This window comes from Sphingomonas sp. NIC1 (genome assembly GCF_001638925.1).
Classification (GTDB): Bacteria; Pseudomonadota; Alphaproteobacteria; order Sphingomonadales; family Sphingomonadaceae; genus Sphingomonas; species Sphingomonas aquatilis.
The window spans coordinates 325,315-338,644 of the sequence record NZ_CP015521.1 but is presented as its reverse complement, the minus strand read 5'-3'; the positions used below and the strand labels follow the sequence as shown (position 1 = coordinate 338,644).

Here is a 13,330-nt window from a genome sequence, read left to right as displayed (position 1 = left end):
GGCTCCGGACGATAAAGGGCGGACGATAAAAGACTGGCGCGCACTCTTAGCGACGCCCGCCGGGAAACAAAAGGTCATGCAGGCTGTCGGCCTGCGCGTCGATCATCCCTTGGCGGGATAGATCTGCTCAGGGCCGGGGAAGCTGCGCGCCCGTACCTCGCCGGCATAGGCTTCGGCTGCGGCGGAAATGCGGCCGGCCATGTCGTCGTAGCGCTTCACGAAGCGCGCGGTGCGTTCGAACAGGCCCAGCATGTCCTCGGCGACCAGCACCTGCCCGTCGCACTGCGCCGATGCACCGATGCCGATCGTCGGACAGGCGATCTCTTGCGTGATGCGAATCGCGATCGGCTCCATCACGCCTTCGATCACGACGGCGAAGGCACCCGCTTCGGCGACGGCGACGGCATCGCCGACGATCTTCTCCGCCTCCGCATCGGTCCGCCCGCGTGCGCCATAACCGCCCAGCACGTTCACCGCCTGCGGCGTCAGGCCGACATGGCCCATGACGGGAATGCCGCGTTCGGACAGGAAGCGGACCGTGGACGCCATCGCCGCGCCGCCTTCCAGCTTCACGGCCGCCGCGCCGGTCTGCTTCAGCAGCCACGCGGCGCTTTCGAACGCCTTTTCGGGCGAGGCTTCGTAGCTGCCGAAGGGCATGTCGATGACGACCACCGCATGCGCACTGCCGCGCACCACCGCCGCGCCATGCGCCGCCATCATCTCGAGCGTGACGGGCACGGTGGAGGGCAGGCCGTAGATCACCTGGCCCAGGCTGTCGCCGACCAGCAGCATGTCGCAATGCGCGTCGAGCAGCTGGGCGGTGCGCACCGTATAGGCGGTCAGCATCACCAGCGGCTCGGCCCCCTTGCGCTGGCGGATCGCGGGGACGGTCAGGCGCTTGCGCAGCGCCGGCGTCGGATTCGCACGGCTGGTCGCGGTGTCGATCGTATAGGTCGTGGACATGGCAGCAGGCCTTACGCGCCTTGGCTCAACCGATCCATCCCCGCCGACGCGCATCGCCCGACAGCCAGACGCCGAACAGCGCCACTGCGGCGATGAAGACCGGGAAGGGGACGACCTGCGCCGCGCCGCGCACCGCGATGATGTCGGTCGCGACGAACAGCCAGCCGAACTGCACGATCACCGCGACCAGAGACACGAGGAACAGCGGCCGGGCCAGCGCCGACCGCAGCACCAGCGCGAGTGCGGCGGCCAGGCCGCTGCCGGTCGCGAGGGCGTAGACGCCATTGTACCAGATCGGGAAGCTTGCATACAGCCGTCGGTAATAAGCGTCCGCCGGCCCCATCGCCTCCGCGCCCAGGCGGAGCTGCTGGACGCAGGCGAACACGCCCACTGCGCCCCAGATGACCAGAACCATCACAACGATGGTGAACCACATAGGTGTCGCCGGTCTGCCGCGCGTCATCGCATCCCCTCTTTTGGAAACAGGATGCCGCGCCACGACCCGCGACGCAACGTCAGCCCAGCGCAGCGGCCCAGGCATCGGGCTTGAAGCCGACCAGCAGCACGCCGTCGCCCTCCAGCACCGGGCGTTTGATCATGGAGGGCTGCGCGATCATCAGCGCGATCGCCTTGTCCGCATTCAGATCGGCGCGGTCGGCGTCGGGCAGCTTGCGGAACGTCGTGCCCGCGCGATTGAGCAGGACCTCCCAGCCGAGCGTATCGACCCAATGCCGCAGTCGCCCCTCATCGACTCCGTCGCTTTTGTAATTGTGGAAGCGATACGACACGCCCGCCTGATCCAGCCAGACGCGCGCCTTCTTCACCGTGTCGCAATTGGGGATGCCGTAGAGGATAAGGGGCACCGTCGTCTCCATCATGGTCGGCCCGGCCTTTGCCAGTGTCGGGGGCGGAGCGGAAGCGGTCAGCGCGACGACAGCCGTACCTCCATCGATGGCACGTCCCCGCCCTCAACCAGGCACGGGCGCATGGCCGGGCCCGTCTCGACGAACCCCAGCTTATCCAGAACGCGGCCGGAGGCGGGGTTCGACAAGAAATATCCCGAGGTGATCGTCCGCAGCGCCAGCGTGTCGAACCCGAACGCCAGCACCGCCCGCGCGGCCTCGGTTGCCAGTCCCGACCCCCAGTGCGGCCGGCCGAGCCAATAGCCCAGTTCGGCGACATCCGGCGCCGGGGACGGCGTCAGGCCGATGGCGCCAATCAGCGTGTCATCGTGCCTGCGCGTGATCGCCCACACCCATTCGTGCGGGACGATCCGGTCCAGGAAAAAGGCGGCATCCTCAGGCCCATAAGGATGCGGCACGCGCGCCAGTCGTCGCGCGACATCCCGATCGCCAATCGCCGCGACGATCGCATCCGCGTCGCGGTGCTGCGGGTGGCGCAGGATCAGGCGTGCAGTGACGAGCCGGGGGCGATCGGGAAGGGGGCGTGCGTCCATCGTCGGCGTACGATCCTTTGAACGGCCCAGCCAGCTTGGCCGTCAGGCGACGCGTCCGCTCGCCAGATAGCGATTGAGCCACGCGCCGATCGCGGCATTGTCGCTGGGGCCGTCCAGCGAGCGTGTCGCCCGATCGCGCAAGGTCGCATCGATGTCGGGCGCGGTATGGGCGGCGATCAGCGCGCGTGCGTAAGCCGCGTCGAACTCGGGGTGGAATTGCAGCGTCAGCGCATCGCCGTCGGCATAGGATAGCGCGGCGCACGGCGTGAACGGCGTGCGGGCTAGCACCTCGGCGCCCTCCGGTGGTGTCACGACCTGATCCTGATGCGAGGCCATGGCGGTCACGCTGTCTCCCAGGCCCGCAATCGGGGTTATGAGCTGATAACGGGTCAGGCCGAGGCCCCAGCCTTGCGGCGCCTTCACCACCCGGCCGCCGAAGGCATGCGCGATCGCCTGGTGCCCGAAGCAGATGCCGATCAACCGTGCCGTGCCACGCGCGGTGCGCAGGAATTGGGCAAGCGATTCGAACCAGCCATGGCCATCGTTTACCCCCGCCGCCGATCCGGTGACGACATAGGCATCGCACGCGTCGGACGAGACGGGCAATTCGCCGCTGCGAACGTCGTAGCGTGTGTAGCGGTGCGTGGGCCCCAGCAGCGCGGCCATCATCATGGCGTAAGTGCCATGCTTTTCAGCAAGATCGCCCGGCGGTGCGCCGGTTTCGAGGATGCCGATATGCATGACAGGCGCTCCCGCAACAGGGCGCATCGCTCGCTCGTAGAAGGAAGGGCGGGGGAGAGTCCGGATACGCCGGTTGGACTCGATCCCCCGCACCCCGACCACACCGGTGCCGGTTTTACCGGCAGGCTCCGCTCCGTATATCTCATTGACGGCGCGGTTGAGGCGCAGCACCCGTACGCCGGATCGCGGCCAAAAAAAAGGCCGGTCAGAGACCGGCCGGAAAGTTTTTAGGAGAGGATGCCTGAAAGGCACGGTCTTTGTGCATCGCAGCACGGATTGTCGCAAGTGCAAAACGTGCAATCGCGCTTTTGTATCGCGCAATCGTTATCGGTATCACATAGGCGATGGTGGCTGATCCCGCCTCGGCCGGCCATTGCAAACCAGGGTTCATCATGCGCTTTTTCCATGCTCTTCTCGCAGTCGCAGCGTTCGGATCGGCGGGCTCCGCTGCACCGCCGCGCGAACCGGCGATCGTGCGCGTCCGGCTGGACACGGCCTATGGTCCGGTCGTGCTGGCGCTCGACGCCCGGCACGCGCCCCGCACGGTCGCCAATTTCATGGGCTATGTCGACGACGGGCGATTCGACGGCATGACCTTCTATCGATCGGCACGGAACCGGCAGGCGCCCACCTATGGCTTCGTTCAGGGCGGCATTCGAACCGACGCACGCCGCATCCTGCCGCCGTTTCCGCTCGAGACGACCGCGATGACGGGGATCAAGCACATCGACGGCACGATCTCGATGGCTCGGCGCGCCGATGCTGGCTCGGCGGGCGGCAATTTCTTCATCACGATCGGCGCGATGCCCAGCATGGACGCTAAGGGCAGCTATCAGGGCTATGCCGCCTTCGGCCATGTCGTGTCGGGGATGCCCGTGCTGAAGCGGATCCTGGCGCAGCCGACCGGCGGCATGGGCGGGCAATTACTGCTGCGCCCGGTCAAGCTGGTCCGCGCGGTGCGCCTGACCGGCACGCCGCATCCGACCGGTATCGTCAAGCCGTGGCTGGTGAAGACGCAGGCCGATCCCGCTCGCCGCAAATAGCCGCGCGCGCAACCATCCGTCGTCCCGAGCGCTTGGTCCGCCTTGTCTTGCAGGAGGTTGACGATGAAGACGGCATGGCTTGCGGCGCTGGCCGCGGTGACGATGGTGGCGCCGGTCACGACGGGCGCGGCGATCGCGCAGCGCGGCGACTATCGTTGGAACGGCGATCGTGACGGCCGGTGGGAGCCCGCCGATCATTATCGCGAAGGCCGCTATCGCGAGCGGCGCCTGGGCCGCAACGACCGCATCTATCGCGGACGTGACGGTCGCGCCTATTGCCGGCGCAGCGACGGCACGACCGGTCTGGTGGTCGGCGCGGTCGGTGGCGGCGTGCTCGGCAATCTGGTCGGCGGCGGCACGCTCGGCACGCTGCTCGGCGCCGGTGGCGGCGCGGTGCTCGGCCGCTCGATCGACCGCGGCAATGTGAAGTGCCGCTGAGGTAACGATCCGGGGCGGGCGCGATGCCCGCCTCGAACGCGGTCAGGCGAGGTGCGGCGCCGCGCCCGATTTGGGCGAATCATGCTCGCTTATCGAATTCAGCTGCACGTAATTGTGAATGCCCATCCGCTCGATCATGTCGAACTGCCGCTCCAGCGTATCGACATGCTCTTCTTCGCTGGCAAGAATACGCGTGAAGAGATCGCGGCTGACGTAATCCTTGACCTGCTCGCAATAGGCGATCGCGCCTTTGAGCTGCTCGACCGCTTCCATTTCCATGGCAAGATCGGACTTCAGCACCTCTTCCACGGTCTCGCCGATACGCAGGCGACCCAGCAGCTGGAAGTTCGGCAGGCCATCGAGGAACAAGATGCGCTCCGACAGCCAGTCGGCATGTTTCATCTCATCGATCGATTCCATCCGCTCATACTGGGCGAGCTTATAGACGCCCCAGTGATCAAGCATCCGGTAGTGGAGCCAATATTGGTTGATCGCGGTCAGCTCATTCTTGAGCGCCTCGTTCAGAAATTCGATGACCTTAGGGTCGCCCTTCACTGCCATATCCTTCGCCTTCCGCTAATGTCGTGGGCGGGGGTGTAGGCGCCGTATGGCGGCTACGGCAAGGCAAAAAATGGCGGAAATCTGCGGTTTTTTGCCGCTGCGAACGTCAGGCAGCAGCGCGTTCGGTGTCGATAATGGCTCGCGCTACCATCACGCATTGTCCGCATTTCGCCTGGCAGCCGAGCGCTCGATAGGCCTGGCACGCGGTACGGCATCCATTGCGGGCCGCGTCGCGGACTTGAGATTCCCGTATGGCATTGCAAACGCAGACGACCATGGACGCTCCTTCGCTTCGCCTCTTGGATAGGGCTAATGCGAGACGGTCGCAAGTCCGTCTGCGAGTGATTCGCAGTCGCTGGACCTCCATTCGTCGCAATTGCGGGACGGGAGAGTGCGCTACGCGGCGAGGATGATCGTCGGGGCCCGCTTGGACGTCATTGCGAGTGCAGCGAAGCAATCCAGGGCGTCCTGATCCGGCTCTGGATTGCTTCGCTGCGCTCGCAATGACGGTGTGAAGAGGAGTTACGCCAGCGCGGCGTCGACGCCCATCAGCTTGGGGAAGAACCCTTCATGCGCGCGGCGCAGATCGTCGATCGCCACCACGTCGTCGCGATCCGGGCGTTCGAAGATCAGGCGCTTGCCGCCGGTCCGACCCAGCGGCTCCGCCTCGACGCCGGCGGCGTGCGCCGCGCCCAGGAAGTCGAGCAGCGCATGATCGTGGACGGTGACGACATAGACGCCCTGGTCTTCGGCGAAGAAGGACGCCGCACAGCCGAACGGCTGCTTGCGGTCGATCATCGCGCCGATGTTGCCGGCCAGCGCCATTTCGGCGAGCGTCACGGCGATGCCGCCGTCGGACACGTCGTGGACGGCGCTCAGCTGGCCGTTGTCGATGGCGTCGCGGATCAGGTCGCCGGTCTTGCGCTCGGCGGCGAGATCGACGGGCGGGGGCGGGCCCTCTTCGCGGCCATGGCATTCGCGCAGCCACACCGACTGGCCGAGATGTCCGCCGCGGGTGCCGATGACGAGGATGACGTCGCCGATGCCCTTGAAGGCGATCGTCGCGTTCTTCGTCCAGTCCTTCAGCAGGCCGACGCCGCCAATCGCTGGGGTCGGCAGGATGGCCGAGCCGCCGCCGGTCGCCTTCGATTCGTTGTAGAGCGAGACGTTGCCCGACACGATCGGGAAATCGAGCGCACGGCAGGCATCGCCCATGCCCTCGAGGCAGCCGACGATCTGACCCATGATCTCGGGCCGCTGCGGGTTGGCGAAGTTCAGGCAGTTGGTGATCGCGAGCGGTGTCGCGCCCACCGCGGTCAGGTTGCGCCACGCTTCGGCCACCGCCTGCTTGCCGCCCTCGACCGGGTCGGCGAAGCAATAGCGCGGCGTGCAATCGGTGGTGATCGCCAACGCCTTGTCGGTGCCATGCACGCGGACGACCGCCGAATCGCCGCCCGGCGCCTGCACCGTATCGGCGCCGACCATGTGGTCGTACTGCTCCCAGATCCAGCGGCGGCTGGCGATGTCGGGCGAGGCCATCAGCGTCAGCAGGTCGCGCGCGATATCGTCGCTTTCGGGGGCGTCGGCGAGCGGCGCCGGCTTGGGCGTCGGTACGTGCGGGCGATCGTACAGCGGCGCTTCGTCGGCGAGCGGACCCAGCGGGATATCGCAGACCGTCTCGCCCTTGAACTTCAGCACCATACGCTCGGTATCGGTGACGTGACCGATGACGGCGAAGTCCAGCTCCCACTTGCGGAAGATCGCCTCGGCCTCAGCCTCGCGGCCGGGCTTCAGCACCATCAGCATGCGCTCCTGCGATTCGGAGAGCATCATCTCGTACGGGGTCATCCCCGTCTCGCGCTGCGGGACGTCGTCCATGACGAGTTCGATGCCGACGCCGCCCTTCGACGCCATTTCGACCGACGACGAGGTGAGGCCGGCCGCGCCCATGTCCTGGATCGCGACGATCACGTCGGTCGCCATCAATTCCAGGCACGCCTCGATCAGCAGCTTTTCGGTGAAGGGATCGCCGACCTGCACGGTCGGACGCTTGGCGTCGGCATCCTCGCCGAAGTCCGCGCTGGCCATGGTCGCGCCATGGATGCCGTCGCGGCCGGTTTTCGACCCGACATAGACGATCGGGTTGCCGACACCGCTGGCCGCTGAATAAAAGATCTTGTCCTGATCGGCGATGCCGACGGTCATCGCGTTGACCAGGATATTGCCGTCATAGGCGGGGTGGAAGTTCACCTCGCCGCCAACCGTGGGCACGCCGACGCAATTGCCGTAGCCGCCGATGCCGTGGACGACGCCGCTGATCAGGTGGCGCATCTTGGGGTGATCGGGCCGGCCGAAGCGCAGCGCGTTCATGTTCGCGACGGGGCGTGCGCCCATCGTGAACACATCGCGCAGGATGCCGCCGACGCCGGTTGCCGCGCCCTGATACGGTTCGATGTACGACGGGTGATTGTGCGATTCCATCTTGAAGATGGCGGCCTGACCGTCGCCGATGTCGATCACGCCGGCATTCTCGCCGGGGCCGCAGATCACCTGCGGGCCTTCGGTCGGCAGCTTCTTCAGGTGGATGCGGCTCGATTTGTAGCTGCAATGCTCGGACCACATGACCGAAAAGATGCCGAGCTCGACGAGGTTGGGCTCGCGGCCCAGCGCGTGCAGGACGCGCGCATATTCTTCCTCGGACAAGCCATGGTCGGCGACGATCTGGGGCGTGATCTCGGTCATGGCCCGCGCCCTTAGCGGGATGGTGCGCTTTCGTCACCTCCTGTGGCGGGTGGAGGTGGAAGAACATGGATCCAGTCTCTCCGTCACCCCGGACTTGTGCCGGGGTCCACCGGGCCGCAGGGGCGACGAAAGAGGCCCAAGGCACCCCCCCCCGCCGCAGAGTGGACCCCGGAACAAGTCCGGAGTGACGGGGAAGGGGTGCATACGTATGCCTTCCCCTCGACGGTTGACCTTGTTGCGGCCCGCCGCGCACAGCCTGTCGCATAACACCGGGAGAGACCTGAACGATGCGCGCCACGATGCTGCTGGCCCTGACTGCCCTTGCGACCGCGACGGTGCCGTCTCTCGCCTCCGCGCAGGCGGCGCCTGCCGTAACCGCGCGGGCCGACGGGGCCGATCTCGCCACCGCCGGCGCAACGATGCGCGTCGTCGCGCTGACCGATTCGATCCTGCGCATCCGCATCGGTCGCGGCGGTGCGATGCCCGAGGATGCGAGCTGGGCCGTCGATGCGAAGACGCGCGCGCAGCATGTCGCCGTCACCCCCGCAGCGGACGGCTTCGCCACCAAGGCGCTGCGCGTCCGCTTCCGTGCCGACGGCCGCCTGCGCGTCGAGGATCTCGCGGGCAACCTCATCTCCGAAGACGCCGCACCCGTCGCCTTCGACGGCAAGGGCTTCGCGCTCGCCAAGACGATGCCGCAGGCCGAGCATTATTTCGGCATGGGCGACAAGACCGGCGGGCTCGATCGCCGCGGCAAGAGCTTCGTCGACTGGAATACCGACGCCTTCGGCTTCGGCAGCGGCGACGATCCCATCTACAAATCGATCCCGTTCTTTATCGGCGTTGGCGGAGCGGGGGGCAGCTATGGCCTGTTCCTCGACAATACGACGCGCGCCTGGTTCGATTTCGGCCATCGCGACGACACGCGACTGGCCTTTGGCGCGCCGGATGGCCCCATCGACTATTATCTGATCGCCGGCCCGACCACGGCAGAGGTGGTGCGCCGCTACACCGACCTGACCGGCAAGGCGCCGCTCGTGCCGCAATGGGCGCTGGGCTATCAGCAGTCGCGCTACAGCTACATGACGGCGGACGAATTGCGCAGTGTCGCTGCCCGGCTGCGGCAAGAGCGAGTGCCCACCGACGTGCTGTGGCTCGACATCGATTGGCAGGATCGCAACCGACCCTTCACCGTCGATACCAAGGCTTTCCCGGACATGAAGGGCCTGCTGTCCGACCTGAAGCGCGACGGGTTCAAGGTCGTGACGATCACCGACCTGCACGTCGCCCAGGCGCCCGACCAGGGCTACCGCCCCTATGACGAGGGCATCAAGCGCGACGCCTTCGTCCACCGGGCCGACGGTTCGGTCTATGTCGGGCCGGTATGGCCGGGTCCGTCGGTGTTCCCGGATTTCACCGAGACGAAGGTGCGCGACTGGTATGGCACTTTGTTTGCCGACCAGGTGAGGATGGGCGTCGCGGGCGCGTGGAACGACATGAACGAACCGGCGATCTTCAACACGCCGACCAAGACGATGCCGGCGGACGTCATGCACCGCATCGATAGCGACGGCTTTAACCCGCGCACCGCGACGCATGCCGAGATCCACAACGTCTACGGCATGCAGAACACGCGCGCGACCTATGACGGGCTGCGCAAGCTGCTGCCCGACGAGCGCGCCTTCGTGATGACGCGGGCGAGCTATGCCGGGGGGCAGCGCTATGCGGTGACATGGACGGGCGACAATCTCGCGACCTGGGACCATTTGAAGCTGTCGATCCAGCAGATCATCAACTTAGGGTTGTCGGGCTTTTCCTATGGCGCCGCCGACGTCGGCGGCTTTGCGGGCGGGCCTAGCCCCGAGCTGCTGACGCGCTGGTTCCAGATCGGCGCCTTCTACCCCGTGTTCCGCGATCACAGCGCCAAGGGCACGCCGCGTGCTGAGCCGTGGGTCGACGGGCCCGATCACCTCGCGATCCGGCGCCGCTTCGTCGAGGAACGCTATCGGCTGATGCCGTATCTCTACGCGCTCGCCGAACAGAATGCGCGCGCGGGCGATCCTATCCTGCGCCCGGTGTTCTACGATTACCCGTCCGCCATGCGCATGTCGTGCGACCAGTCGTGGACGTTCACCGTGGGGCGCTCGCTGCTCGTCGCGCCCGCGCCGCATCCCGACCAGCCGCAGGCCTATGACGTCTGCCTGCCCGCGGGCGGCTGGTACGATTATTGGACGGGACAGCGGGCCGGCACGCCGGAAGCCGCGGACAATGGCCCGATTCAGTCGGCGACGCAGGCGACGGGGCAGGCGACCGAGCATGGCGACAAGGTGCGCGTGACGCCGCGGATCGACACGCTGCCCGTCTTCGTGCGTGCCGGCACCATCCTGCCGCGCCAGCCTCTCGTGCAAAGCACCGCCGAAACGCCGTCCGGCCCGCTGCAGCTCGACGTCTATCCCGGCGAGGATTGCCGCGGTGACCTGTACGCCGACGACGGCCATTCGATGGCCTTCATCCGCGGCGTCTTCCTGCGGCAGGGTATGACCTGCACCATGACGTCCGGTGGCCTGAAGCTGGCCTTTGGCGCGCGGCAGGGTCGTTACGCGCCGTGGTGGAAGCAGCTGCGCGTCGTCGTCCACGGCTGGTCGGGCGACGGCGCGGTTTCGCTTGCGCGCAAGGCCGTAGCGGCGCAGTCGGACGCGACGGCGGGTACGCTCAGCTTCGTCCTGCCCGATCAGCGTCGGGCGGCCGAGGTGATGATCGCCCGCCGCTGACGATCACGAGAGAGCATCCATGGCCACCATCCCCTTCGACGTACCCCACAGCCTCGGCCGCGACGAGGCGCGCGCGCGCATCCAGGCGGGCCTGCCCAAGCTCGCGGAGCATATCCCGGGCGGCGGCACCGTATCCGATCACTGGACCGGCACCGACGCGCTGACGCTCACGATCATCGCCATGGGCCAGAGCGTCGAGGCGAAGATGGACATCGAGGACGCGCGGATCGCCGGCACGGTGAAGGTGCCGATGATGCTGAGCATGATGTCCGGCCCGATCGCGGAATTCGTGAAGACCAGCGCGGAGAAGATGCTGTCGAAGCCTGCGGCGTAACGTCGCGGGCCATTTCCCCCAGAACCCCGTCACCCCGGCCTCGAGCCGGGGTCCCGCTGCCTCCGCAGGCAGTTGAAAAGCGGGACCCCGGACGAAGTCCGGGGTGACGGAATGGGGATCGAAGTGGCCTACAGCCGCGCGGCGTGCCAAGCGAGATGATCGGCCATGAAGGTCGCGATGAAGTAATAACTGTGGTCGTACCCCGGCTGCATCCGCAGCGTCAGGTCGATCCCCGCCTTCGCGCAAGCCTCTGCCAGCAGCTCCGGCTTCAGTTGCTCGGCAAGGAACTGGTCCGCATCGCCCTGATCGACCAGCAGCGCCGGCACCCGTGCGCCATCCTCGATCAGCGCGACCGCGTCGTGTTCGCGCCAGCGCGACCGGTCCGCGCCCAGATAGCCGCCCAGCGCCTTCTCGCCCCACGGCACCTGCGATGGCGCAACGATCGGCGCGAACGCCGACACCGCCTTGAAGCGATCGGTAAAGGTCAGTCCGATCGTCAGCGCGCCATGGCCGCCCATCGAATGGCCCATGATCGACTGGCGGGCCATGTCGGTGGGGAAATGCGCGCCGATCAGCGCCGGCAGTTCCTCGGTGACATAGGACCACATGCGGAAATGCGGCGCCCAGGGCGCTTCGGTCGCATCGACGTAAAAGCCTGCGCCCCTGCCGAAATCATAGGCCTCGTCGTCCGCGACATCGTCGCCGCGCGGGCTGGTGTCGGGGGCGACGAAGATCAGGCCCAGTTCCGCACAGGCGCGGCGATACTCGCCCTTGTCGGTGACGTTCGCGTGCGTGCAGGTCAGGCCCGACAGATACCAGACGACCGGCAGCTTCGCGCCATCGTCGTGCGGGGGCACGTACACCGAAAAGGTCATCGGCGTGCCCGTCGTGGCGGACATGTGCGTATAGACGCCCTGCGTGCCGCCGAACGCCTTGGCGGTCGACACCGTCTGTAAAGTCATCGGAAGATCACCGTCCTGTTGCCGTTGAGGAAGACGCGCCGCTCGCCCACCGAGGCGACCGCGCGCGCGAGCACCTGCGCCTCGATATCGCGGCCAATGCGGATCAGGTCATCGACGCTGGCGCGATGGTCGACGCGCTCGACCGCCTGTTCGATGATCGGCCCTTCGTCGAGATCGGCGGTCACGAAATGCGCGGTCGCGCCGATCAGCTTGACGCCGCGGGCATGCGCGCGGTGATAGGGTTGCGCGCCCTTGAAGCCGGGCAGGAAGCTGTGGTGGATGTTGATGCAGCGTCCCGCCAGTCCCTCGACGAGGCGGGGGCCGAGCACCTGCATATAGCGGGCGAGGATCAGATAATCCGCCCGCGCCTCCGCCATCAGGGCCAGGATCGCGGCCTCCTGCGCGTCGCGGTTCGTGTCGTCGACGGGCAGATGGTGCCACGGCAGGCCGTGCCATTCGACCAGCGGGCGCAAACTGTCGTGGTTCGAGACGACGCCTGCGATATCCACCGGCAGCGTCTTCGTGCGCCAGCGATGCAGCAGGTCGTTCAGGCAATGCGAGCCCTTCGACACCGCGATCAGAACACGCGGGCGCGCGTCCGCGGCATCCAGGCTCCAGTCGAAGCCGAACGTCTCCGCCACGGGCGCGAACGCCGCCCGCAGTGCCTCAGCCTCCGCCGGATAACGGTCGCCGCCGCGGACGAAGGCGACGCGCATGAAGAACCGGCCCGTTTCCAGATCGGCATATTGCTGGCTGTCGAGGATGAAGCCGTCGATCCCGGCGAGCGCCCCCGATACCGCCGCGACGATGCCGACGCGGTCCTGACACACCAAGGTGAGGATCTGGACCGCGCGGCGCTCCGTCATGCCGCGACGCGGTGCAGCGCGCACACCTTGTTGCCGGCAGGATCGCGAAGATAGGCGAGGTAGAGCTTGCCGAACGGCGCCTCGCGTACGCCCGGCGCATCCTCGATCGCGGTGCCGCCATTGGCGACGCCCGCGGCGTGCCATGCATCGGCCTGTTCGGGGCTGCTCGCGGCAAAACCGATCGTGCCGCCATTGGCGTGGCAGGCGGGCTGGCCGTCGATCGGCTTGGTCAGCAGGAACATGCCGCCCGGGTGCATGTAGAGCACGCGACCCTTGGGATCGACGCGGCCGGGCGCGATACCGAGCGCGCCGAGTGTCGCGTCGTAGAAGGCCTTCGAGGCGTCGATATCGTTGGCGCCGAGCATGACGTGGCTGAACATGATGGTTTTCCTCTCTTCGATTGTCTTCTTGGTACGCTTTACGTCATGCCGGGCTTGACCCGGCATCCCGCTT

16 protein-coding genes are annotated in these 13,330 nt (G+C 67.0%); 4 read left to right on the top strand and 12 right to left on the bottom strand.

Annotated elements, in window-relative coordinates; translation table 11 throughout:
• Positions 1 to 102 precede the first annotated feature (102 nt).
• The 6 genes from panB to A7E77_RS17595 form a co-directional block, all read right to left on the bottom strand.
• Positions 103 to 963, bottom strand: a complete 861-nt coding sequence (gene panB, locus A7E77_RS01735; protein WP_063685477.1) for a 3-methyl-2-oxobutanoate hydroxymethyltransferase — start codon at positions 961 to 963, stop codon at positions 103 to 105.
• 25 nt (positions 964 to 988) lie between these two features.
• Entirely contained in the window at positions 989 to 1,399 is a 411-nt protein-coding gene (locus A7E77_RS01730; protein ID WP_063685475.1) for a hypothetical protein, read from the bottom strand.
• 79 nt (positions 1,400 to 1,478) lie between these two features.
• Positions 1,479 to 1,841, bottom strand: coding sequence for an ArsC family reductase (locus A7E77_RS01725; RefSeq protein ID WP_226341804.1), 363 nt, complete (start codon positions 1,839 to 1,841; stop codon positions 1,479 to 1,481).
• 44 nt (positions 1,842 to 1,885) lie between these two features.
• Complete coding sequence (locus A7E77_RS01720; RefSeq protein WP_063685473.1) at positions 1,886 to 2,419, bottom strand: GNAT family N-acetyltransferase; 534 nt, start codon at positions 2,417 to 2,419, stop codon at positions 1,886 to 1,888.
• Positions 2,420 to 2,461: 42 nt separating this feature from the next.
• Entirely contained in the window at positions 2,462 to 3,160 is a 699-nt protein-coding gene (locus A7E77_RS01715; protein ID WP_063685471.1) for a type 1 glutamine amidotransferase, read from the bottom strand.
• A gap of 205 nt (positions 3,161 to 3,365) precedes the next feature.
• Positions 3,366 to 3,554, bottom strand: a complete 189-nt coding sequence (locus A7E77_RS17595; RefSeq protein WP_151895440.1) for a hypothetical protein — start codon at positions 3,552 to 3,554, stop codon at positions 3,366 to 3,368.
• Between A7E77_RS17595 and A7E77_RS01710 the strand changes: the two genes are divergently transcribed.
• Positions 3,553 to 4,203 carry a peptidylprolyl isomerase gene (locus tag A7E77_RS01710; protein ID WP_063685469.1) on the top strand — a complete coding sequence of 217 codons (651 nt, stop codon included), beginning with the start codon at positions 3,553 to 3,555 and terminating at the stop codon, positions 4,201 to 4,203. The two genes, A7E77_RS17595 and A7E77_RS01710, sit on opposite strands and share 2 nt — an antisense overlap.
• 63 nt (positions 4,204 to 4,266) lie before the next feature.
• Positions 4,267 to 4,641 (top strand): glycine zipper 2TM domain-containing protein, encoded by a 375-nt coding sequence (locus A7E77_RS01705; RefSeq protein WP_017979288.1) that lies wholly within the window; start codon positions 4,267 to 4,269, stop codon positions 4,639 to 4,641.
• Positions 4,642 to 4,683: 42 nt separating this feature from the next.
• On the opposite strand, the gene bfr is transcribed toward A7E77_RS01705, so the two are convergent.
• The 3 genes from bfr to purL all read right to left on the bottom strand — a co-directional run bounded on the left by bfr (position 4,684) and on the right by purL (position 7,944).
• Complete coding sequence (bfr, locus tag A7E77_RS01700) at positions 4,684 to 5,196, bottom strand: bacterioferritin (RefSeq protein ID WP_024310291.1); 513 nt, start codon at positions 5,194 to 5,196, stop codon at positions 4,684 to 4,686.
• A 112-nt stretch (positions 5,197 to 5,308) separates the two neighbouring features.
• A complete protein-coding gene (locus A7E77_RS18165; protein ID WP_078462195.1) occupies positions 5,309 to 5,479 on the bottom strand; it encodes a bacterioferritin-associated ferredoxin in 171 nt (56 codons plus the stop codon).
• Between the two features lie 245 nt (positions 5,480 to 5,724).
• Positions 5,725 to 7,944, bottom strand: coding sequence for a phosphoribosylformylglycinamidine synthase subunit PurL (gene purL, locus A7E77_RS01695; protein ID WP_063685467.1), 2,220 nt, complete (start codon positions 7,942 to 7,944; stop codon positions 5,725 to 5,727).
• Positions 7,945 to 8,231: 287 nt separating this feature from the next.
• Here purL and A7E77_RS01690 point away from each other — a divergent pair, with 287 nt between their 5' ends.
• Together A7E77_RS01690 and A7E77_RS01685 are read left to right on the top strand one after the other, a co-directional pair.
• Positions 8,232 to 10,715 (top strand): TIM-barrel domain-containing protein, encoded by a 2,484-nt coding sequence (locus A7E77_RS01690; protein WP_063685465.1) that lies wholly within the window; start codon positions 8,232 to 8,234, stop codon positions 10,713 to 10,715.
• 19 nt (positions 10,716 to 10,734) lie between these two features.
• Positions 10,735 to 11,049, top strand: coding sequence for a polyhydroxyalkanoic acid system family protein (locus tag A7E77_RS01685; RefSeq protein ID WP_063685463.1), 315 nt, complete (start codon positions 10,735 to 10,737; stop codon positions 11,047 to 11,049).
• Between the two features lie 128 nt (positions 11,050 to 11,177).
• Here the strand turns inward: A7E77_RS01685 and fghA are convergent, their stop codons facing one another.
• From fghA to A7E77_RS01670, 3 genes are read right to left on the bottom strand one after another with little or no spacing between them, the layout of a single operon-like run.
• Positions 11,178 to 12,011 (bottom strand): S-formylglutathione hydrolase, encoded by an 834-nt coding sequence (fghA, locus tag A7E77_RS01680; protein ID WP_063685461.1) that lies wholly within the window; start codon positions 12,009 to 12,011, stop codon positions 11,178 to 11,180.
• On the bottom strand, positions 12,008 to 12,877 hold the full coding sequence (purU, locus tag A7E77_RS01675; RefSeq protein ID WP_063689629.1) for a formyltetrahydrofolate deformylase: 870 nt from the start codon (positions 12,875 to 12,877) through the stop codon (positions 12,008 to 12,010). Before purU ends, fghA begins: the two co-directional genes overlap by 4 nt.
• On the bottom strand, positions 12,874 to 13,257 hold the full coding sequence (locus A7E77_RS01670; RefSeq protein ID WP_017979281.1) for a VOC family protein: 384 nt from the start codon (positions 13,255 to 13,257) through the stop codon (positions 12,874 to 12,876). The genes purU and A7E77_RS01670 overlap by 4 nt, the downstream gene beginning before the upstream one ends.
• Between the last annotated feature and the right edge of the window lie 73 nt (positions 13,258 to 13,330).

What these genes read in the sequence shown, in the direction of transcription:
- panB (WP_063685477.1), bottom strand. Translation starts at nt 963, where the DNA reads ATGTCCACGACCTATACGATCGACACCGCGACCAGCCGTGCGAATCCG.
- A7E77_RS01730 (WP_063685475.1), bottom strand. Translation starts at nt 1,399, where the DNA reads ATGTGGTTCACCATCGTTGTGATGGTTCTGGTCATCTGGGGCGCAGTG.
- A7E77_RS01725 (WP_226341804.1), bottom strand. Translation starts at nt 1,841, where the DNA reads ATGATGGAGACGACGGTGCCCCTTATCCTCTACGGCATCCCCAATTGC.
- A7E77_RS01720 (WP_063685473.1), bottom strand. Translation starts at nt 2,419, where the DNA reads ATGGACGCACGCCCCCTTCCCGATCGCCCCCGGCTCGTCACTGCACGC.
- A7E77_RS01715 (WP_063685471.1), bottom strand. Translation starts at nt 3,160, where the DNA reads ATGCATATCGGCATCCTCGAAACCGGCGCACCGCCGGGCGATCTTGCT.
- A7E77_RS01710 (WP_063685469.1), top strand. Translation starts at nt 3,553, where the DNA reads ATGCGCTTTTTCCATGCTCTTCTCGCAGTCGCAGCGTTCGGATCGGCG.
- A7E77_RS17595 (WP_151895440.1), bottom strand. Translation starts at nt 3,554, where the DNA reads ATGATGAACCCTGGTTTGCAATGGCCGGCCGAGGCGGGATCAGCCACC.
- A7E77_RS01705 (WP_017979288.1), top strand. Translation starts at nt 4,267, where the DNA reads ATGAAGACGGCATGGCTTGCGGCGCTGGCCGCGGTGACGATGGTGGCG.
- A7E77_RS18165 (WP_078462195.1), bottom strand. Translation starts at nt 5,479, where the DNA reads ATGGTCGTCTGCGTTTGCAATGCCATACGGGAATCTCAAGTCCGCGAC.
- purL (WP_063685467.1), bottom strand. Translation starts at nt 7,944, where the DNA reads ATGACCGAGATCACGCCCCAGATCGTCGCCGACCATGGCTTGTCCGAG.
- A7E77_RS01690 (WP_063685465.1), top strand. Translation starts at nt 8,232, where the DNA reads ATGCGCGCCACGATGCTGCTGGCCCTGACTGCCCTTGCGACCGCGACG.
- A7E77_RS01685 (WP_063685463.1), top strand. Translation starts at nt 10,735, where the DNA reads ATGGCCACCATCCCCTTCGACGTACCCCACAGCCTCGGCCGCGACGAG.
- fghA (WP_063685461.1), bottom strand. Translation starts at nt 12,011, where the DNA reads ATGACTTTACAGACGGTGTCGACCGCCAAGGCGTTCGGCGGCACGCAG.
- purU (WP_063689629.1), bottom strand. Translation starts at nt 12,877, where the DNA reads ATGACGGAGCGCCGCGCGGTCCAGATCCTCACCTTGGTGTGTCAGGAC.
- A7E77_RS01670 (WP_017979281.1), bottom strand. Translation starts at nt 13,257, where the DNA reads ATGTTCAGCCACGTCATGCTCGGCGCCAACGATATCGACGCCTCGAAG.